The organism is Enterobacter sp. WCHEn045836, assembly GCF_003965585.1.
Lineage (GTDB): Bacteria > Pseudomonadota > Gammaproteobacteria > Enterobacterales > Enterobacteriaceae > Enterobacter > Enterobacter dissolvens.
Genome location: NZ_RXPT01000003.1, coordinates 158,993 through 178,658 on the forward strand (window position 1 = coordinate 158,993; position 19,666 = coordinate 178,658).

Genomic DNA, 19,666 nt, shown 5'->3' on the forward strand with positions numbered 1-19,666 from the left:
TCATCAAATGATCGATTATGAAGTATTGCGTTTTATCTGGTGGCTGTTGATCGGTGTTCTGCTGATCGGTTTTGCTGTCACGGATGGTTTCGACATGGGGGTGGGGATGCTCACCCGTTTCCTCGGTCGTAATGACACCGAGCGTCGAATCATGATCAACTCCATCGCCCCGCACTGGGACGGTAACCAGGTGTGGCTGATCACCGCAGGCGGCGCGCTGTTTGCTGCCTGGCCGATGGTCTACGCGGCTGCGTTCTCCGGTTTCTACGTGGCGATGATTCTGGTACTGGCGTCTTTATTCTTCCGTCCGGTAGGTTTCGACTACCGTTCCAAGATTGAAGACACCCGCTGGCGTAACATGTGGGACTTGGGCATCTTCATTGGTAGCTTCGTTCCACCGCTGGTGATTGGTGTGGCATTCGGTAACCTGCTGCAGGGTGTACCGTTCCACATGGACGAGTACATGCGTCTGTACTACACCGGTAACTTCTTCCAGCTGCTGAATCCGTTTGGTCTGCTGGCAGGCGTAGTCAGTGTGGCGATGATCATCACCCAGGGCGCAACCTACCTGCAGATGCGTACTGTTGGTGAGCTGCACCTGCGTTCTCGTGCGACGGCTCAGGTTGCCGCGCTGATAACGCTGATCTGCTTCGCGCTGGCAGGTGTCTGGGTGGTATACGGTATTGATGGTTACGTGGTGACCTCTGCCATTAACCACGTCGCACCGTCTAACCCGCTGACCAAAGAAGTGGCGCGTGAGGCCGGTGCATGGCTGGTGAACTTCAACACGATGCCTGTGCTGTGGGCTATTCCGGCGCTGGGTGTGTTGCTGCCGCTGCTGACAGTACTGACGTCTCGTCTGGAAAAAGGTGCTCTGGCGTTCGTCTTCTCTTCACTGACGCTGGCGTGCATCATCCTGACTGCAGGTATCGCTATGTTCCCATTCGTGATGCCATCCAGCACCATGCTGAATGCTAGCCTGACTATGTGGGATGCAACCTCCAGCCATATGACGCTGAACTTAATGACTTATGTTGCTTGCGTGTTCGTTCCGATTGTTCTGGCCTACACCATCTGGTGTTACTGGAAAATGTTCGGTCGTATCACTAAAGAACATATCGAAAGCAACACCCACTCTATGTACTAAGTAAGGAGCTGAATATGTGGTATTTCGCATGGATTTTAGGGACGCTTCTTGCCTGTGCTTTTGGTGTCATCACTGCCCTGGCGCTTGAGCACGTTGAAGCGACTAAAGCGGGTGAAGAAAAACACTAATGAATATTATCGCAACGTTATATGCGGTAATGGATAAGCGCCCGCTACGGGCGCTTTCTTTAGTGATGGCATTACTGCTGGCAGGGTGTATCTTCTGGGACCCTTCGCGTTTTGCAGCGAAGACCAGCGAGCTTGAGATCTGGCACGGCTTTCTCATCATGTGGGCGGTGTGCGCAGGCGTGATTCACGGCGTGGGCTTTCGTCCGAAAGCGATTCACTGGCAGGGTATTTTCTGTCCGCTTATCGCCGATCTTGTGCTGCTTGCTGGATTGATTTTCTTCTTCTTCTGAATAAGAAATGTCCGTTAACCATATGGGCTTACCCGAGCCCATAAAAATTTACTCTCCGTTTACTTTCTCCCATTCCAAACCATCTTTCCCGCGCGTATAGTAGCGAAGTTTAAAAGCTCTAACTTTTGTTGCATTACCGGGATGTAAAGTGAATACAACGCTGTTTCGATGGCCGGTTCGTGTCTATTACGAAGATACCGATGCCGGTGGTGTGGTTTACCACGCCAGCTACGTTGCTTTTTATGAACGGGCACGCACAGAGATGCTGCGCCATCATCACTTTAGTCAACAGGTGCTGTTGGCTGAGCGAGTTGCCTTCGTGGTACGCAAGATGACGCTTGAGTATTTTGCGCCTGCCAGACTCGACGATATGCTCGAAGTCCAAACTGAAATTACATCAATGCGCGGAACCTCACTGGTTTTCACGCAGCGGATAGTCAATGCAGAGAACACCGTACTGAACTCAGCTGAAGTACTGATTGTCTGTGTTGATCCAACCATAATGAAGCCTCGTGCGCTTCCTAAGTCTATTGTCGCGGAGTTTAAGCAGTGACTGACATGAATATCCTTGATTTGTTCCTGAAGGCAAGCCTTCTGGTTAAACTTATCATGCTGATTTTGATTGGTTTTTCAATCGCATCCTGGGCCATCATCATCCAGAGAACGCGTATTCTCAATGCGGCTGGCCGTGAAGCGGAAGCGTTTGAAGACAAGTTCTGGTCGGGTATCGAACTGTCCCGTCTGTATCAGGAAAGTCAGGGTCGTCGCGATAGCCTCGCTGGCTCCGAACAAATTTTCTACAGCGGATTCAAAGAGTTTGCCCGTCTGCACCGCGCGAACAGTCATGCGCCTGAAGCGGTAGTGGAAGGGGCGTCACGTGCGATGCGTATCTCCATGAACCGCGAACTGGAAAATCTCGAAACGCACATTCCTTTCCTGGGAACGGTGGGTTCCATCAGCCCGTATATCGGCCTGTTTGGTACGGTGTGGGGGATTATGCACGCCTTCATCGCGCTGGGCGCAGTGAAGCAGGCGACGTTGCAGATGGTTGCACCGGGTATTGCAGAAGCACTGATTGCGACCGCTATCGGTCTGTTTGCGGCAATCCCGGCGGTGATGGCTTACAACCGTCTGAACCAGCGCGTGAATAAACTGGAACTGAACTACGACAACTTCATGGAAGAGTTCACCGCGATTCTGCACCGTCAGGCGTTTACCAGCACCGAGAGCAACAAGGGGTAAACCATGGCCAGATCGCGTGGACGAGGTCGTCGCGAGCTCAAGTCCGAAATCAATATCGTTCCGCTGCTGGACGTACTGCTGGTGTTGCTGCTGATCTTTATGGCAACAGCGCCCATCATTACCCAGAGCGTGGAAGTTGATCTGCCGGATGCGACAGAATCACAGGCGGTAAGCACCAATGACGATCCTCCGGTCATCATTGAGGTTTCCGGCGTAGGGCAATACAGCGTCGTGGTAGAGAAAGATCGTATGGATCAGCTACCGCCGGAGCAGGTGATTGCTGAAGCGCAACGACGCCTGGAGTCAAATCCGAAAACGGTCTTCTTAATCGGTGGGGCGAAAGACGTGCCTTACGATGAAATTATTAAAGCGCTGAACTTGCTACATAGTGCGGGTGTTAAGTCGGTTGGCTTAATGACTCAGCCTATTTGATCATCCGCGTAGTTTTTGGGAACCGATAGTGTCAAAGGCAACCGAACAGAACGACAAGCTTAAGCGAGCGATAATCGTCTCCGCAGTGCTGCATGTGATCCTTTTTGCAGGGCTGATCTGGAGTTCGTTCGACGAGCATATTGATGCATCAGCGGGCGGTGGTGGAGGATCTTCCATTGACGCCGTAATGGTGGATCCCGGTGCGGTCGTGCAAAACTATAATCGTCAGCAACAGCAGCAGGCGAGCGCAAAACGGGCTGAAGAGCAGCGAGAAAAACAGGCGCAACAGCAAGCGGAAGAACTGCGCGAAAAGCAGGCCGCCGAGCAGGAACGTCTGAAGCAGCTTGAGAAAGAACGTTTGCAGGCGCAGGAAGCCGCGAAAGAGCAGGCACAACAGCAGAAGCAAGCCGAAGAGGCCGCGAAGAAAGCCCAGGAACAGCAAAAGCAGGCGGAAGAGGCGGCAGCAAAAGCCGCAGCGGATGCCAAAGCACAGGCTGATGCCCAGGCGAAATTAGCGGCAGAAGCGGCGAAGAAAGCCGCTGCCGACGCCCAGAAGAAAGCGGAAGCGGAAGCCGCGAAGAAAGCCGCCGCTGATGCTCAGAAGAAAGCGGAAGCGGAAGCCGCGAAGAAAGCCGCTGCTGATGCTCAGAAGAAAGCGGAAGCAGAAGCCGCGAAAAAAGCCGCTCAGGAAGCCGAGAAGAAAGCGGCTGCCGAGGCGGCGAAGAAAGCCGCTGCTGCCGAGAAAGCGGCCGCAGAAAAAGCCGCTGCTGCTGAAAAAGCGGCTGCGGAGAAGAAAGCGGCTGCTGAGAAGGCCGCTGCCGATAAGAAAGCGGCTGCTGAAAAAGCCGCTGCGAAAAAGGCCGCTGCTGCGGAGAAAGCCGCTGCCGCTGCGGGCGTTGACGATCTGCTGGGCGATCTCAGTTCTGGTAAGAATGCGCCGAAAACAGGCGGTGGGGCGAAAGGAAACAACGCAGCACCGACAGGAAGTGGTAACACTAAGAGTAACGGTGCGACAGGGGCTGAAATCAATGGCTATGCTGCGCAGATTAAATCCGCTATCGAAAGCCGATTCTATGATGCGTCTTCCTATACTGGTAAAACGTGTACGCTGCGTATAAAACTGGCGCCGGACGGCATGCTTCTTGATATTAAGTCTGAAGGTGGGGATCCCGCTTTATGTACTGCAGCACTGGCTGCAGCACGTCAGGCGAAGATGCCTAAACCACCGTCTCAGGCAGTCTATGAAGTCTTTAAAAATGCACCGCTGGACTTCAAACCTTAAGTTACATTTTCCCCGTGCAAACGGGGAAAAATAGACCATGTTTAGTCACAGGGTTCGGTAGTTTTGTCTATTTGGGTTTGTTAACATTCTGCTAAATTATCGTGGGTAAGGTTACCCAGATAAGGGAGATATGATGAAGCAGGCATTACGTGTAGCATTTAGTTTCTTAATGCTGTGGGCAGCTGTACTGCACGCAGAAGTACGTATCGAGATCACCCAGGGGGTGGACTCGGCACGCCCAATCGGTGTAGTTCCATTCCAGTGGGCTGGCCCTGGCGCGGCGCCTGAAGATGCCGGCGGCATCGTGGCAGCTGACCTGCGTAACAGCGGTAAATTCAACCCGTTAGATCGTTCTCGTCTGCCTCAGCAGCCGGGTAGCGCGCAGGAAGTTCAGCCTGCTGCGTGGTCTGCACTGGGCATTGATGCCGTGGTTGTCGGTCAGGTTACCCCTAACCCGGACGGCTCTTACAACGTGGCCTGGCAGCTGGTGGATACCGGCGGTGCACCGGGTACCGTTCTGGCTCAGAACTCTTACAAGGTCACTAAACAGTACCTGCGCTATGCGGCTCACGCTGCCAGCGATGCGGTATTCGAAAAACTGACCGGTATTAAAGGCGCGTTCCGTACCCGTATCGCCTATGTGGTACAGACCAACGGCGGCCAGTTCCCGTATGAGCTCCGCGTATCTGACTACGACGGCTACAACCAGTTCCTGGTGAAACGCTCTTCTCAGCCGCTGATGTCTCCAGCCTGGTCTCCGGACGGATCTAAACTGGCCTACGTGACCTTCGAAAGCGGTCGTTCTGCGCTGGTTATCCAGACGCTGGCTAACGGTGCTGTTCGTCAGGTGGCGTCGTTCCCGCGTCACAACGGTGCACCTTCGTTCTCGCCGGACGGCTCTAAGCTGGCCTTTGCGCTGTCTAAAACCGGTAGCCTGAACCTGTACGTGATGGACATTGGTTCTGGTCAGATCCGTCAGGTGACGGATGGTCGCAGCAATAACACCGAACCATCATGGTTCCCGGATAGCCAGAACCTGGCGTTTACCTCTGACCAGGCAGGCCGTCCACAAATCTATAAAGTGAATATCAACGGCGGTGCTCCGCAGCGTATCACCTGGGAAGGCTCTCAGAACCAGAACGCAGACGTGAGCAGCGACGGCAAATTTATGGTAATGGTCAGCTCCAACGGTGGGCAGCAGCACATTGCCAAACAAGATCTGGTAGCGGGTGGCGTCCAAGTTCTGTCGTCAACGTTCCTGGATGAAACGCCAAGTCTGGCACCTAACGGCACTATGGTAATCTACAGCTCTTCTCAGGGGATGGGATCTGTGCTGAATCTGGTTTCTACAGATGGGCGTTTCAAAGCGCGTATTCCGGCAACTGATGGTCAGGTAAAATCACCTGCCTGGTCGCCGTATCTGTAAATAATAATTAATTGATTACTAAAGGAATCATAGAAATGCAACTGAACAAAGTGCTGAAGGGGCTGATGATCGCTCTGCCTGTAATGGCAATCGCAGCGTGTTCTTCTAACAAGAACGCCAGCAATGACCAGAGCGGCGAAGGCATGATGGGTGCCGGCACCGGTATGGACGCTAACGGCAATGGCAACATGTCTTCTGAAGAGCAAGCGCGTCTTCAGATGCAGCAGCTGCAGCAGAACAACATCGTTTACTTCGATCTGGATAAATACGACATCCGTTCTGACTTCGCTGCGATGCTGGATGCTCACGCTAACTTCCTGCGTAGCAACCCGTCTTACAAAGTCACCGTAGAAGGTCACGCGGACGAACGTGGTACTCCAGAGTACAACATCTCCCTGGGTGAACGTCGTGCTAACGCTGTTAAAATGTACCTGCAGGGTAAAGGCGTTTCTGCTGACCAGATCTCCATCGTTTCTTACGGTAAAGAAAAACCTGCAGTACTGGGTCATGACGAAGCGGCTTACGCCAAAAACCGTCGTGCCGTACTGGTTTACTAAGAGAATTGCATGAGCAGTAACTTCAGACATCATCTGTTGAGTCTGTCGTTACTGGTTGGAATAGCGGCCCCCTGGGCCGCTTTTGCTCAGGCACCAATCAGTAGTGTCGGCTCAGGCTCGGTAGAAGACCGGGTCACTCAACTCGAGCGTATTTCTAACGCTCACAGTCAGCTTTTAACCCAACTCCAGCAACAACTTTCCGATAACCAAAACGATATTGACTCCCTTCGTGGTCAGATTCAGGAGAGCCAGTATCAGCTTAACCAGGTTGTGGAACGGCAGAAGCAGATCTTGCTGCAGATTGATAGCCTGAGCAGCGGTGGGGCAGCAGCGCAACCAGCAGCGGGCGATCAAAGTGGGGCGACGACAGACGCGCCAGCACCTGCAGCCGATGCTTCTGCCTCGACAGGTGCGCCTGTGCAGAGCGGTGACGCGAATACGGATTACAACGCGGCTATTGCACTGGTACAGGATAAATCGCGCCAGGATGACGCTATCGTTGCGTTTCAGAACTTCGTTAAGAAGTACCCGGATTCCACTTACCAGCCAAACGCAAATTACTGGCTGGGTCAGTTGAATTACAACAAGGGTAAAAAGGACGATGCGGCGTTTTATTTCGCTTCAGTGGTGAAAAATTACCCAAAATCGCCAAAAGCGCCTGATGCGATGTTTAAGGTCGGCGTGATCATGCAGGACAAAGGTGACACTGCGAAAGCCAAAGCGGTTTATCAGCAGGTGGTCGCAAAATTCCCGGGCACGGAAGGGGCCAAACAGGCGCAAAAACGTCTGAGTTCGATGGGATGATTATCGCATGACCAGAAATCGCGTTATTTCTGGTCGTGCAGCATGATTACTAAGCAGTTAAGTGATCTTCATCGAAATTTTTGTTGCGCAGAATTCTTAAATCAGTAATATATGCCGCCGTTGCCACGGGATATCAAACAACGTGAAAGCAGCATAAAAGTGGGTCGTTAGCTCAGTTGGTAGAGCAGTTGACTTTTAATCAATTGGTCGCAGGTTCGAATCCTGCACGACCCACCACTTAAAGCAGTTCCGGCAGTACAGAGTGGGTGATTAGCTCAGTTGGTAGAGCATCTCCTTTACACGGAGGGGGTCGGCGGTTCGAGCCCGTCATCACCCACCACTCGGGTCGTTAGCTCAGTTGGTAGAGCAGTTGACTTTTAATCAATTGGTCGCAGGTTCGAATCCTGCACGACCCACCACTTCAAACGTGGAACCGAGTAAAATCTTCGAAGTCAGCACCCGAATGGGTCGTTAGCTCAGTTGGTAGAGCAGTTGACTTTTAATCAATTGGTCGCAGGTTCGAATCCTGCACGACCCACCACTTCGAAGAAAAATCCCGCAAGGGGTCGTTAGCTCAGTTGGTAGAGCAGTTGACTTTTAATCAATTGGTCGCAGGTTCGAATCCTGCACGACCCACCAATGTTAAAAAGCGCCCTAAAGGCGCTTTTTTGCTATCTGCGAAACAACAAATGCTCCTCAGATCTATTCCCGGTGACTTTTCACTCCAGATTCGCTATCTTGTTTAGTATACAAAACACAATTGCCGCAAGTTTTGCTATGTCAGGCAAAAGAAAGGCAATATTGTTAAGCCAGTAAAACGAGAAGCCATAATGAGCGTGATGTTTGATCCTGAAGCCGCAATCTATCCCTTCCCGCCGAAGCCTGTTCCGCTGAGCATGGATGAAAAGCAGTTCTACCGTGAGAAAATCAAGCGTCTTCTCAAAGAGCGAGATGCAGTGATGGTGGCACATTACTACACCGATCCGGAAATCCAGCAGCTGGCGGAAGAGACCGGAGGCTGTATTTCTGATTCTCTGGAGATGGCGCGCTTTGGTGCAAAACATCCTGCTTCCACGCTACTGGTTGCGGGGGTGCGTTTTATGGGGGAAACGGCAAAAATCCTCAGCCCTGAAAAAACCATCCTGATGCCGACCCTAAACGCCGAGTGTTCACTCGATCTCGGCTGTCCGATTGACGAGTTCTCGGCCTTCTGTGACGCCCATCCTGACCGTACCGTGGTGGTTTACGCCAATACGTCGGCAGCAGTGAAAGCGCGCGCAGACTGGGTTGTTACATCGAGCATCGCCGTTGAACTGATTGAACATCTGGACAGTCTGGGCGAGAAGATTATCTGGGCACCTGACCGCCATCTCGGCAATTATGTCCAGAAGCAGACCGGGGCAGACGTGCTCTGCTGGCAGGGGGCCTGTATCGTTCATGACGAGTTCAAGACGCAGGCGCTGGCCCGCATGAAGGCCCTTTATCCTGACGCCGCTATCCTTGTTCACCCTGAATCTCCGCAGTCGATTGTCGACATGGCCGATGCCGTGGGCTCCACCAGCCAGCTTATTAACGCTGCCAGAACGTTGCCTCACAAGCAGCTTATCGTGGCGACCGATCGCGGAATCTTCTACAAGATGCAACAGGCCGTGCCGGAGAAAGAGCTTCTCGAAGCGCCTACCGCAGGTGAGGGGGCCACGTGCCGCAGCTGTGCGCACTGTCCGTGGATGGCGATGAACGGCCTGAAAGCGATTGCTGAAGGGTTAGAAACTGGCGGTGCGGCGCATGAAATCCATGTGGATGCCGCCCTGCGTGAAGGCGCGTTAGTTCCACTTAACCGCATGCTGGATTTTGCAGCTACACTACGTACTTAATTCACTACGTCCCGGGGAAAAGATGGATTTTTTTAGCACACAAAACATTCTGGTTCATATACCGATTGGTGCAGGTGGCTATGACCTGTCATGGATTGAGGCCGTTGGCACGCTGGCGGGATTGCTCTGTATCTGGCTCGCAAGCCTGGAGAAGATCAGCAATTACGCGTTCGGGTTAATTAACGTCACACTGTTTGCGATTATCTTCTTCCAGATCCAGCTGTACGCCAGCCTGCTTTTGCAGCTGTTCTTTTTTGCGGCCAATATCTATGGGTGGTACGCATGGTCGCGGCAGAACAGTCAGCAGGAAGCCGAGCTGCAGATCCGCTGGTTACCCTTGCCGAAAGCCATCGCCTGGTTTGTCGCCTGTGTGGTCGCCATTGGTTTAATGACAGTCTACATTAACCCGGTATTTGCTTTCCTGACCCGCATTGCTGTGGCGGTTATGTCCGGCATCGGTTTGCATGTGACGATGCCGGAGCTTCAGCCGGATGCTTTCCCGTTCTGGGATTCCTGCATGATGGTGTTGTCGATTGCGGCGATGATCCTGATGACCCGTAAATACGTTGAGAACTGGCTGCTGTGGGTCATCATCAATGTCATCAGCGTGGTGGTTTTCGCCCTGCAGGGCGTCTATGCGATGTCGCTGGAATATCTGCTCCTGACCTTCATTGCCCTGAACGGAAGCCGGATGTGGATTAACAGCGCGCGTGAGCGAGGCTCACACGCGCTGTCCAGTTAATGGTGGTGATGATGTGAATGGCCGGACTGCGCCTCATTCAGGTGGCAATCCGGCCCGTTACAGGGCTGGTACTCCATCTGGATGGTCGCGTGACCAATTTCATAGTGATGTTCAAGAATGTGCTGGATGCGTTCGAGTAGCGCATCGTGGTCATGAGGTGGAATAACCTGCACATGTAACGTCATAACCGGTTTCTCGCCCACCAGCCAGACGTGTACGTGGTGGACGTTACGTACTTCAGGAACTGAACGGTGCAGATTCCGTTTCAACTCGGCGATATCCACAGAGGCGGGCGCCCCCTCCAGCAACTCATTGACGCTCTCCTTCAATAGCCGCCAGGCGCTGCGTAAAACCAGACACGAGACCAGTACAGAAAGAATCGGGTCGACAGGCGTCCAGCCGGTGTAGAGGATCACCAGTGCGGCCACAATAGCCCCCACGGAGCCCAGCAAATCCCCCAGCACGTGCAAGGCCGCCGCTCGCACGTTGAGGTTTTTTTCCTCACTGCCACGATGCAAAATCCAGAATGCCAGGATATTGGCAAGCAGTCCCGCCACGGCAATCACCATCATTGTCGTCCCGGCAACTGGCTGAGGGTGTCTGAAGCGCTGAATCGCCTCCCAGACGATAAGAATGGTAATGACCACCAGCGCAATCGCGTTAACAAACGCGGCAAGGGTCGTCAGCCTCAGCCAGCCGAACGTATGGCGTGCATTGGGGGGGCGACGGGCAAACTGCACGGCCAGCAAGGCGAAAAGCAGCGCCGCTGCATCCGTAAGCATATGCCCGGCGTCAGCCAGCAGTGCCAGAGAGCCGGAGACCAGACCACCGATGACCTCAATAATCATGAAGGTTGCGGTGACGCCGAAGGCCAACAGCAGTCGTTTAGCGTTGTCGTCGCCGGAAGCGTGGGAATGTGTGTGTGCCATGTTATCTTTCCTGATTCGTTATCGTTTTTAGTGTAGCGTTTTTAATAGGTTACTCAAAAAGAAAGGAGAGCCTGGGCTCTCCTTTTATCCTTAAATCACCAACCGGTTACTGGGTAGTACCATCCGTTTTGGTATTGGCATCATCGCCCACTTTGTCATTCGCGTCCGGGCAACGGCCGTCTTTACACATCGTGTTTTTGTGAACCTCATCCTTGCTCATATTGTCATGATTCATGGTGCCGGAGTCGGTACCATTAGGGTGCAGCATCGTGCCACCGGTATTGGTGTTTCCATTATTAATCTGACTATTATCGACATTGTTCGGGGCGACGTTCTGCTTGGCATCAGGGGCCACCTGGCCTGCTGACGCAGCCGCGTTAGCATCGCCGTTACCCGATGAGCCCGTTTCGGCCGCAAGAACGCTGCCGCTTGCCAGGGTGAGGGTTGCCGTCAGGAAGAGGGTTGCCAGTTTCGTCATTTTCATCATGGTGCTCCTGTTCTTGTCGTTACGCTGGATAACATTCTCCAACAGTGCATCTTTTTCAGAGGCGAAAGATCCCGCCAGACGGACTTACGTCAGTAGGGAATCGCGTTTAAGCAAGTAAAAATGGTTGTTACAGTTAAAAAGCATAGGTTAGATCTCGTTTTTCGCTATTTTGTGGCGATTTTTAGGCGAATTCCAGGAATTATCTGCGTGAAGTGTAAAACCGTGTTTACACTTCCTGGTCGACAAGATAGATTGAAAGGATTGCTTTCATTACTAAAGATATGGCAGAGCTGGAAAGAAGATGAATTATCAGAACGACGATTTACGCATTAAAGAGATCAATGAGTTATTACCTCCTGTAGCACTCCTTGAGAAATTCCCCGCCACTGAAAATGCCGCAAACACGGTTTCTCATGCTCGTAAAGCGATCCACAAGATCCTGAAAGGTAATGACGATCGTCTTCTGGTGGTGATTGGCCCGTGCTCTATCCACGATCCTGCCGCGGCAAAAGAGTATGCCGCAAGACTGCTCCAGCTACGCGAAGAGCTTAAAGATGAGCTGGAGATTGTGATGCGCGTGTACTTTGAAAAGCCGCGCACCACCGTTGGCTGGAAAGGGCTGATTAACGATCCACATATGGACAACAGCTTCCAGATTAACGACGGCCTGCGTATTGCGCGCAAGCTGCTGCTGGAGATTAACGACAGTGGCCTTCCAGCCGCCGGTGAGTTCCTGGATATGATTACGCCACAATATCTGGCAGATCTGATGAGCTGGGGCGCCATTGGCGCACGTACGACTGAGTCTCAGGTTTACCGTGAACTGGCGTCCGGCCTCTCTTGCCCGGTCGGGTTTAAAAACGGTACCGATGGCACCATCAAAGTCGCGATTGATGCCATCAATGCGGCAGGGGCACCACACTGCTTCCTGTCGGTGACCAAATGGGGTCACTCTGCCATTGTTAACACCAGCGGTAACGGTGACTGCCATATCATTCTGCGCGGCGGTAAAGAGCCTAACTACAGCGCAAAACATGTCGCAGAAGTGAAGGTCGGGCTGGAAAAAGCCGGGCTGCCACCTCAGGTGATGATCGACTTCAGCCACGCGAATTCGAGCAAGCAGTTCAAAAAGCAGATGGAAGTGGGGGCAGACGTCTGCCAGCAGATTGCCGGCGGTGAGAAGGCGGTGATTGGCGTAATGCTCGAAAGCCATCTGGTTGAGGGTAACCAGAACCTCGAAGGCAGCGAGCCGCTGGTCTATGGCAAGAGCGTGACGGATGCCTGCATCGGCTGGGAAGATACCGACGCCATCCTGCGTCAGCTGGCGAATGCGGTAAAAGCCCGTCGCGGTTGATTCTCCCGGCACAAATAAAAAAGCGCGGAAGGCTCCGCGCTTTTTTTATGTCCGGCGAAAATTACTTCGCTTTACCCTGGTTCGCAACAGCCGCGGCTTTGGCTGCGATCTCATCTGCGTTACCCAGATAGTAGTGTTTGATTGGTTTGAAGTTTTCGTCGAACTCATACACCAGCGGTACGCCAGTCGGGATGTTCAGTTCGAGGATTTCGTCTTCACCCATGTTGTCCAGGTATTTCACCAGCGCGCGCAGGGAGTTACCGTGAGCGGCGATGATCACGCGCTCACCGCTTTTCAGGCGTGGCAGAATGGTTTCGTTCCAGTAAGGCACAACGCGGTCGATGGTCAGCGCCAGGCTCTCGGTGGTTGGCAGCTCAGCGTCGGTCAGTTTCGCGTAACGCGGGTCGTGGCCCGGATAGCGCTCGTCATCTTTGGTCAGCTCTGGTGGGGTTACCGCGAAGCCGCGACGCCACTGTTTAACCTGCTCGTCACCGTATTTCTCAGCGGTTTCGGCTTTGTTCAGACCCTGCAGCGCACCGTAGTGACGCTCGTTCAGTTTCCAGGATTTTTCAACCGGCAGCCAGGCCTGATCCAGTTCGTCCAGCACGTTCCACAGGGTGTGGATGGCACGTTTCAGCACAGAGGTGTAAGCAAAATCAAAGCTGAAGCCTTCTTCCTTCAGCAGTTTACCCGCTGCTTTTGCTTCGCTTACGCCTTTCTCTGACAGATCAACGTCGTACCAACCGGTGAAGCGGTTTTCGTTGTTCCACTGGCTTTCGCCGTGGCGCACCAGAACCAGCTTAGTAATAGCCATCTCTTACTCCTCAAGCATTTTTAGAATGATAACAATTCTCATTATATTGCCGTGGCCGTGCCAGCAGCAACGCTTAACCCTAACCATAGCGAAAATAGTCTCTGAGTGTAAGGTGCTTGTGAATCCAGGGTTATGATTTTGTCTGCGATTGGCGCTATTTTCAGCAAGGCGTGCAGAAAAAAGCCCTCCAGGGGAGGGCTGACGTTGTTGCGGCCGGAGGTTAAGCGTGCGGAGTAAAATGATACTCGGTGACGCTGACGTACTCTTCACCCGGGCGCAGCACACAGTCCGGCTGTGGCCATTCGGTATGGTTCGGGCTGTCCGGCAGGAACTCGCTCTCCAGCGCCAGGCCTTGCCAGTCGCTGTACTCATCGTGTTCACGCGCGGTTGTCCCGCCCAGATAGTTACCGGAGTAGAATTGCAGGGCAGGAGCGGAGGTATAGACCGTCATCTGCAGTTTCTCATCCGCAGACCAGACCTGCGCGGCAGGCTGTTTCACATCGCCTTTTGCCTGCAGCAGGAACGCGTGGTCGTAACCTTTTACCTTGCGCTGATCGTCATCGCTGAGGAAATCCCGGGCGATGGATTTTGCACTGCGGAAGTCAAAGCTGGTGCCGCTCACGGACTTCAGCCCCTGATAAGGGATGCCCATTTCATCCACTGGCAGGTATTCATCCGCCAGGATCTGCAGCTTATGGTTGCGCACATCGCACTGATGACCATCGAGGTTGAAGTAGGCGTGGTTGGTCAGGTTGACCGGACACGGCTTGTCGACCGTCGCACGGTATTCAATGGCGATACGGTTGTCGTCGGTCAGCGTAAAGCGTGCGAAAGCGGTAAGATTACCGGGGAACCCCTGGTCGCCATCCAGCGAGTCGAGTGAAAACAGCACTTCGCGGTCGTTTTGCTGGACAATTTTCCAGCGGCGTTTGTCAAATCCTTCCGGTCCACCATGCAACTGGTTCTCACCCTGGCTTGGCAGCAACGTGTAGCGAACACCGTTGAGCTCAAAACGGCTTTTCGCAATGCGGTTCGCATAGCGCCCGACGGACGCGCCAAGATAGGCGGCCTGGTTGATGTATTGCTCAGGTGACGCGCAGCCGAGAAGGGTTTCGCGTACGCTGCCGTCTGGCATCGGTACGCGGGCGGAGAGCAATGTGGCTCCCCAGTCCATCAGCGTAACCACCATCCCTGCGCTGTTGCGCAGGGTTAACAGGCGATACGGCAGACCATCCGGTGCGAGGGTTGGCGTTTCGTTTAGCACTGTCCGGCTCCTTGTGATGCTTTACAAACATAGAACGTTTCTTTAATGCCCGTTTTGGCTTCGTACTGTTTCTCCACCGCCGACTGGACGGCCGGGACGAGATCTTCCGGCACCAGAGCGACGATGCAGCCACCAAAACCACCACCCGTCATGCGTACACCGCCTTTATCGCCGATGACTGCTTTGACGATCTCCACCAGGGTGTCGATTTGCGGAACGGTGATTTCGAAGTCATCGCGCATGGAGGCGTGGGACTCTGCCATCAGTTCCCCCATACGTTTCAGGTCCCCTTTTGCCAGCGCGGAAGCGGCCTCAACGGTTCGGGCGTTTTCTGTCAGCACATGACGCACACGTTTTGCCACCACCGGATCCAGCTCGTGCGCCACTTTGTTGAATTCGTTAAGCGTCACGTCGCGCAGGGCCGGTTGCTGGAAGAAGCGTGCGCCGGTTTCGCACTGCTCGCGGCGGGTGTTGTACTCGCTGCCCACCAGCGTACGTTTAAAGTTGCTGTTGATAATCACGACCGCGGCACCCTTTGGCAGGGGAACGGCTTTGGTTCCAAGCGTTCGGCAGTCGATCAGTAACGCATGCTCTTTTTTGCCCAGCGCGGAGATAAGCTGGTCCATGATGCCGCAGTTGCAGCCCACAAACTGATTCTCCGCTTCCTGGCCGTTCAGTGCGATTTGCGCCCCGTCCAGCGGCAGATGGTACAGCTGCTGGAAGACGGTTCCCACCGCCACTTCCAGGGATGCCGACGAGCTTAAACCGGCCCCTTGTGGCACGTTGCCGCTGATGACGAGATCCGCACCGCCAAAGTTCTTATTACGCTTTTGCAGATGTTTCACCACGCCGCGCACATAGTTGGACCACTGCTGGCTGTCGTGGATAACAATTGGGGCATCGAGGGAAAACTCGTCCATCTCATTACCGTAATCCGCCGCAATCACGCGCACTTTGTGGTCATCGCGCTTTGCGCAGGCGATCACCGTCTGGTAATCAATGGCGCAGGGCAGGACAAAACCGTCGTTGTAGTCGGTGTGTTCACCAATCAGGTTTACGCGGCCAGGTGCCTGGATAACGTGGGTGGCAGGGTAGCCAAATTTTTCAGCAAACAGGGATTGTGTTTTATCTTTCAGACTCATTTATTAGACTCCTGATTCGCGATAATGGACATCGCTGACGGCGCGCAGGCGTTCTGCGGCCTGTTCTGCCGTCAGGTCACGCTGGGTTTCCGCCAGCATTTCATAGCCCACCATAAATTTACGCACCGTCGCAGAACGCAGCAGCGGCGGATAGAAATGGGCATGCAACTGCCAGTGTTGATTCTCTTCGCCGTTAAACGGTGCACCGTGCCAGCCCATTGAGTACGGGAAGGAGCACTGGAACAGATTGTCGTAACGGCTGGTCAGCTTTTTCAGCGCCAGCGCAAGGTCGTCACGTTGTGCGTCACTGAGATCCGTAATGCGTTGAACGTGTGCTTTAGGCAGCAGCAACGTTTCAAAGGGCCACGCCGCCCAGTACGGCACAACGGCCAGCCAGTGTTCCGTTTCGACCACAGTACGGCTACCGTCGGCCAGTTCACGCCGGGTGTAGTCCACCAGCATCGGGGAGCCGTTTTCCGCGTAATAGGCTTTTTGCAGCCGATCTTCGCGTTCGGCTTCGTTGGGCAGGAAACTGTTCGCCCAGATCTGCCCGTGCGGATGCGGGTTAGAGCAGCCCATCGCGGCGCCTTTATTTTCGAATACCTGCACCCACGGATAAGTCTGGCCCAGCTCCGCAGTTTGTGCCTGCCAGGTGCTCACCACCTCTTTCAGCGCATCAACACTGAGCTCCGGCAGCGTTTTGCTGTGATCGGGCGAGAAGCAGATCACGCGGCTGGTTCCCCGGGCGCTTTCACAACGCATCAGCGGATCATCGCTCTGCGGCGCGTCCGGCGTGTCGGTCATGAGCGCGGCAAAATCATTGGTGAAAACGAAGGTGCCTTTGTAGTCCGGGTTTTTATCTCCCGTTACGCGGGTGTTGCCCGGACACAGGAAGCAGTCCGGGTCGTGCTGTGGCAGCGTCTGTTTTGCAGGCGTCTCTTGCGCCCCCTGCCAGGGGCGCTTGGCGCGATGCGGAGACACCAAAATCCATTGCCCGCTAAGCGGGTTAAAACGACGATGCGGATGATCGACGGGATTGAATGAAGTCATGACGGATCCTTAGTCCGGATAACCTTGTGGGTGGCGAGACTGCCAGTGCCAGGTATCCTGTGCCATTTCATCCAGCGTGCGGGTAACACGCCAGTTAAGCTCTTTATCGGCTTTGGTTGCATCGGCCCAGTATGCCGGGAGGTCTCCTTCGCGGCGGGGGGCGAAGTGATAGTTGACCGGCTTACCGCAGGCTTTGCTGAAGGCGTTAACCACATCCAGCACGCTGCTGCCAATACCGGCGCCGAGGTTGTAAATATGCACACCCGGCTTGTCGGCCAGCTGCTGCATTGCCGCCACGTGGCCGTCGGCCAGATCCATAACGTGGATGTAATCACGCACGCCGGTGCCATCTGCAGTCGGGTAGTCATTGCCGAACACCGCCAGGGAATCGCGGCGACCCACCGCCACCTGGGCGATATACGGCATCAGGTTATTTGGAATGCCCTGCGGATCTTCACCCATATCGCCTGACGGATGGGCACCGACCGGGTTGAAGTAGCGCAGCAGGGCGATGCTCCATTCCGGCTGTGCTTTTTGCAGGTCGGTCAGGATCTGCTCCACCATCAGTTTGCTTTTGCCGTACGGGCTTTGCGGTGTCCCGGTGGGGAAACTCTCGACGTAAGGGATTTTCGGCTGGTCGCCGTAGACGGTGGCGGATGAGCTAAAGATGAAGTTTTTGACGTTCGCCGCGCGCATGGCGGAGATAAGACGCAGGGTACCGTTGACGTTGTTGTCGTAATACTCAAGCGGCTTCGCGACCGACTCACCGACCGCTTTCAGGCCCGCGAAGTGGATCACCGTTTCAATAGCATGGTCGTGGAGGATCTCGGTCATCAACGCTTCATTGCGGATGTCACCTTCGACAAACGTCGGTTGTTTTCCGCCAAGACGTTCAATCACAGGCAGCACGCTGCGCTTACTATTGCACAGGTTGTCGAGGATGATGACATCATGACCGTTTTGCAGCAGTTGCACACAGGTATGACTTCCTATGTAACCGCTACCACCTGTTACCAGAACTCGCATATTTCGCTCCATTAGGCTTATGGTATGTAATAACCATAGCATAACAGAGACGTGAAAAGTGTGACATGGGATAAATTAGTGGAATCGTTTACACTGTTTTTCAAACCCGCTTTTTTTTGATCCAGTCGCATTGTAGATCAAAGAGATAAAGAAGTATCACTGCAGGTTATCTGAAAAGCGGAGGGCGGCGCCCTCCGCAAGTTAATCGATTTTGCTCAGCAGGTAACGATAGTGCTCACCGTCCGGGATAAACTCCAGACGGTGCGTGATGCAGGCCGGTGCGTCTTCAGCATGATGTGAGACAAACAGTAACTGGGTTTCACCTTCGCCAATCAGCACATCCACAAAGCGGCGGATCAACTGGCGGTTCAGCGGATCCAGCCCCTGAAGCGGCTCATCGAGGATCAGCAGCGTCGGGTGTTTCACCAGCGCCCGGACGATCAATGCCAGACGCTGCTGCCCCCAGGACAGACTGTGAAACGGCGCGTCAGCGACCCGGTTGTCCATTCCCAGAATATCCAGCCACTGCTGGGCCAGCTTGTGCTGTTTGTCCGATACCGCCTGATAAATACCGATGGAATCAAAGTACCCGGAGAGGATCACATTGCGTACGGTGGTGCTGACCCGGTAATCCAGATGCAGGCTGCTGCTGACATAGCCGATATGCTTTTTAATATCCCAGATGGTTTCACCGCTTCCGCGACGGCGGCCAAACAGGGTCAGATCGTTGCTGTAGCCCTGCGGATGATCGCCGGTGATGAGGCTCAGCAGCGTTGATTTCCCCGCGCCGTTGGGACCGACAATCTGCCAGTGTTCGCCCGGGTTAACCGTCCAGCTGAGATGATTCAGGATCGGACGATCGTCATAGGAGACCACCCCGTCACGCAGCACAATGCGTGGCTGGTGCGGATCTAAAGCGAGACGTACCGAAGGGGCGTCGGGTTCGGGCAGGGTAATGCCGTCGAGCTTTTCGCTGTGCGCCAGTTGGGCAATCAATGCCTGCTTCAGCAGTACCGATTTTTCGCCGGTTTCGGTAAGGCTGCAGTCCGCCAGCACCCCGGCGTTCTGCACAAAATCCGGGATTTCATCAAAACGGTTAAGCACCAGCACAAGGGTGTAGCCCTGCTTGTTAAGTGAGGCCAGCAGGTCCGCCAGCTGGGCGCGGGACTGCACGTCCAGACCGTCGAACGGCTCATCCAGGATTAACAGCTCAGGTTCGCTCATCAGCGCCTGGCAGAGCAGCGTTTTACGCGTCTCGCCGGTAGAGAGGTATTTAAAGCGCCGGTTCAGAAGGGCGGTGATGCCGAACTGCTCCGCCAGCTGCTGACAGCGGGCAGGATTGTTAACTTCATCCTGAATAATTTCTGCCGTCGTGCGGCCGGTGTCTTCTTCGCCCGGGCTGAGTAAGTCGGTGTTGTTGCGCTGCCATTCATCGCTCACCAGCTTCTGCAGCTGTTCAAACGACAGGCGCGTCGTACGTGTAAAATGGCTCTGGCGTTCGCCTTTAAGCAGGGTGAGTTCTCCGGCCAGCGCCCGGGCCAGCGCGGACTTGCCGCTCCCGTTGGTGCCCACAAATGCCCAGCTCTCACCCGCGCGTAATGTTAAATCAGCAAGCGTCAGCGTTCGGGTATCGCCAAGACGAAACGTACCTTGCGAAATATGCAATGATGACATGA

General features: G+C 54.2%; 21 protein-coding genes and 5 tRNA genes. 18 read left to right on the forward strand and 8 right to left on the reverse strand.

From position 1 onward, the window contains the following. Positions 1-7: 7 nt before the first annotated feature. The 17 genes from cydB (at position 8) to pnuC (ending at position 9,924) form a co-directional block, all read left to right on the forward strand. Positions 8-1,147, forward strand: a complete 1,140-nt coding sequence (gene cydB, locus EKN38_RS05105) for a cytochrome d ubiquinol oxidase subunit II (protein WP_126521779.1) — start codon at positions 8-10, stop codon at positions 1,145-1,147. 14 nt (positions 1,148-1,161) lie between these two features. Next, a complete protein-coding gene (gene cydX, locus EKN38_RS05110; protein WP_003858598.1) occupies positions 1,162-1,275 on the forward strand; it encodes a cytochrome bd-I oxidase subunit CydX in 114 nt (37 codons plus the stop codon). Continuing rightward, entirely contained in the window at positions 1,275-1,565 is a 291-nt protein-coding gene (gene ybgE / locus EKN38_RS05115) for a cyd operon protein YbgE (RefSeq protein ID WP_014831116.1), read from the forward strand. The genes cydX and ybgE overlap by 1 nt, the downstream gene beginning before the upstream one ends. Positions 1,566-1,713: 148 nt before the next feature. Continuing rightward, positions 1,714-2,118: a tol-pal system-associated acyl-CoA thioesterase gene (gene ybgC / locus EKN38_RS05120; protein ID WP_003858593.1), complete on the forward strand. Its 405-nt coding sequence runs from the start codon at positions 1,714-1,716 to the stop codon at positions 2,116-2,118. Continuing rightward, positions 2,115-2,807: a Tol-Pal system protein TolQ gene (tolQ, locus tag EKN38_RS05125; RefSeq protein ID WP_013097532.1), complete on the forward strand. Its 693-nt coding sequence runs from the start codon at positions 2,115-2,117 to the stop codon at positions 2,805-2,807. Before ybgC ends, tolQ begins: the two co-directional genes overlap by 4 nt. Positions 2,808-2,810: 3 nt before the next feature. Beyond that, on the forward strand, positions 2,811-3,239 hold the full coding sequence (tolR, locus tag EKN38_RS05130; protein ID WP_003858589.1) for a colicin uptake protein TolR: 429 nt from the start codon (positions 2,811-2,813) through the stop codon (positions 3,237-3,239). Positions 3,240-3,267: 28 nt separating this feature from the next. After that, entirely contained in the window at positions 3,268-4,521 is a 1,254-nt protein-coding gene (tolA, locus tag EKN38_RS05135) for a cell envelope integrity protein TolA (RefSeq protein ID WP_014831117.1), read from the forward strand. Positions 4,522-4,654: 133 nt separating this feature from the next. Continuing rightward, positions 4,655-5,947, forward strand: coding sequence for a Tol-Pal system beta propeller repeat protein TolB (tolB, locus tag EKN38_RS05140; RefSeq protein WP_013097529.1), 1,293 nt, complete (start codon positions 4,655-4,657; stop codon positions 5,945-5,947). 35 nt (positions 5,948-5,982) lie between these two features. After that, positions 5,983-6,504 (forward strand): peptidoglycan-associated lipoprotein Pal, encoded by a 522-nt coding sequence (gene pal, locus EKN38_RS05145; protein WP_006177214.1) that lies wholly within the window; start codon positions 5,983-5,985, stop codon positions 6,502-6,504. 9 nt (positions 6,505-6,513) lie between these two features. Then, positions 6,514-7,308: a cell division protein CpoB gene (cpoB, locus tag EKN38_RS05150; RefSeq protein WP_014831118.1), complete on the forward strand. Its 795-nt coding sequence runs from the start codon at positions 6,514-6,516 to the stop codon at positions 7,306-7,308. Positions 7,309-7,469: 161 nt separating this feature from the next. Continuing rightward, positions 7,470-7,545 (forward strand) — tRNA-Lys (locus EKN38_RS05155). Between the two features lie 27 nt (positions 7,546-7,572). Beyond that, positions 7,573-7,648, forward strand: a tRNA-Val gene (locus EKN38_RS05160). A gap of 3 nt (positions 7,649-7,651) precedes the next feature. Continuing rightward, a tRNA-Lys gene (locus EKN38_RS05165) sits at positions 7,652-7,727 on the forward strand. A 46-nt stretch (positions 7,728-7,773) separates the two neighbouring features. Beyond that, positions 7,774-7,849 (forward strand) — tRNA-Lys (locus tag EKN38_RS05170). A gap of 22 nt (positions 7,850-7,871) precedes the next feature. Beyond that, positions 7,872-7,947, forward strand: a tRNA-Lys gene (locus tag EKN38_RS05175). A 191-nt stretch (positions 7,948-8,138) separates the two neighbouring features. Beyond that, positions 8,139-9,182, forward strand: coding sequence for a quinolinate synthase NadA (gene nadA, locus EKN38_RS05180; RefSeq protein ID WP_014831119.1), 1,044 nt, complete (start codon positions 8,139-8,141; stop codon positions 9,180-9,182). Between the two features lie 22 nt (positions 9,183-9,204). Next, positions 9,205-9,924, forward strand: coding sequence for a nicotinamide riboside transporter PnuC (gene pnuC / locus EKN38_RS05185; protein WP_014831120.1), 720 nt, complete (start codon positions 9,205-9,207; stop codon positions 9,922-9,924). On the opposite strand, the gene zitB is transcribed toward pnuC, so the two are convergent. Further along, entirely contained in the window at positions 9,921-10,853 is a 933-nt protein-coding gene (gene zitB / locus EKN38_RS05190; protein ID WP_014831121.1) for a CDF family zinc transporter ZitB, read from the reverse strand. The two genes, pnuC and zitB, sit on opposite strands and share 4 nt — an antisense overlap. A gap of 106 nt (positions 10,854-10,959) precedes the next feature. Continuing rightward, positions 10,960-11,337 carry a YbgS-like family protein gene (locus EKN38_RS05195; protein WP_014831122.1) on the reverse strand — a complete coding sequence of 126 codons (378 nt, stop codon included), beginning with the start codon at positions 11,335-11,337 and terminating at the stop codon, positions 10,960-10,962. Positions 11,338-11,641: 304 nt separating this feature from the next. On the opposite strand from EKN38_RS05195, the gene aroG reads away from it, so the two are divergent. Continuing rightward, entirely contained in the window at positions 11,642-12,694 is a 1,053-nt protein-coding gene (aroG, locus tag EKN38_RS05200) for a 3-deoxy-7-phosphoheptulonate synthase AroG (RefSeq protein WP_126521781.1), read from the forward strand. A 61-nt stretch (positions 12,695-12,755) separates the two neighbouring features. On the opposite strand, the gene gpmA is transcribed toward aroG, so the two are convergent. The 6 genes from gpmA to modF form a co-directional block, all read right to left on the reverse strand. Beyond that, a complete protein-coding gene (gene gpmA, locus EKN38_RS05205) occupies positions 12,756-13,508 on the reverse strand; it encodes a 2,3-diphosphoglycerate-dependent phosphoglycerate mutase (RefSeq protein WP_008501111.1) in 753 nt (250 codons plus the stop codon). 220 nt (positions 13,509-13,728) lie between these two features. Then, positions 13,729-14,772 carry a galactose-1-epimerase gene (gene galM, locus EKN38_RS05210; protein WP_014831124.1) on the reverse strand — a complete coding sequence of 348 codons (1,044 nt, stop codon included), beginning with the start codon at positions 14,770-14,772 and terminating at the stop codon, positions 13,729-13,731. Beyond that, positions 14,766-15,914 carry a galactokinase gene (gene galK / locus EKN38_RS05215; protein WP_014831125.1) on the reverse strand — a complete coding sequence of 383 codons (1,149 nt, stop codon included), beginning with the start codon at positions 15,912-15,914 and terminating at the stop codon, positions 14,766-14,768. The genes galM and galK overlap by 7 nt, the downstream gene beginning before the upstream one ends. 3 nt (positions 15,915-15,917) lie before the next feature. Continuing rightward, positions 15,918-16,964, reverse strand: a complete 1,047-nt coding sequence (galT, locus tag EKN38_RS05220; protein WP_013097520.1) for a galactose-1-phosphate uridylyltransferase — start codon at positions 16,962-16,964, stop codon at positions 15,918-15,920. Positions 16,965-16,973: 9 nt separating this feature from the next. After that, positions 16,974-17,990 carry a UDP-glucose 4-epimerase GalE gene (gene galE, locus EKN38_RS05225; protein WP_014831126.1) on the reverse strand — a complete coding sequence of 339 codons (1,017 nt, stop codon included), beginning with the start codon at positions 17,988-17,990 and terminating at the stop codon, positions 16,974-16,976. Between the two features lie 201 nt (positions 17,991-18,191). Next, complete coding sequence (modF, locus tag EKN38_RS05230; RefSeq protein ID WP_014831127.1) at positions 18,192-19,664, reverse strand: molybdate ABC transporter ATP-binding protein ModF; 1,473 nt, start codon at positions 19,662-19,664, stop codon at positions 18,192-18,194. Positions 19,665-19,666: the final 2 nt, after the last annotated feature.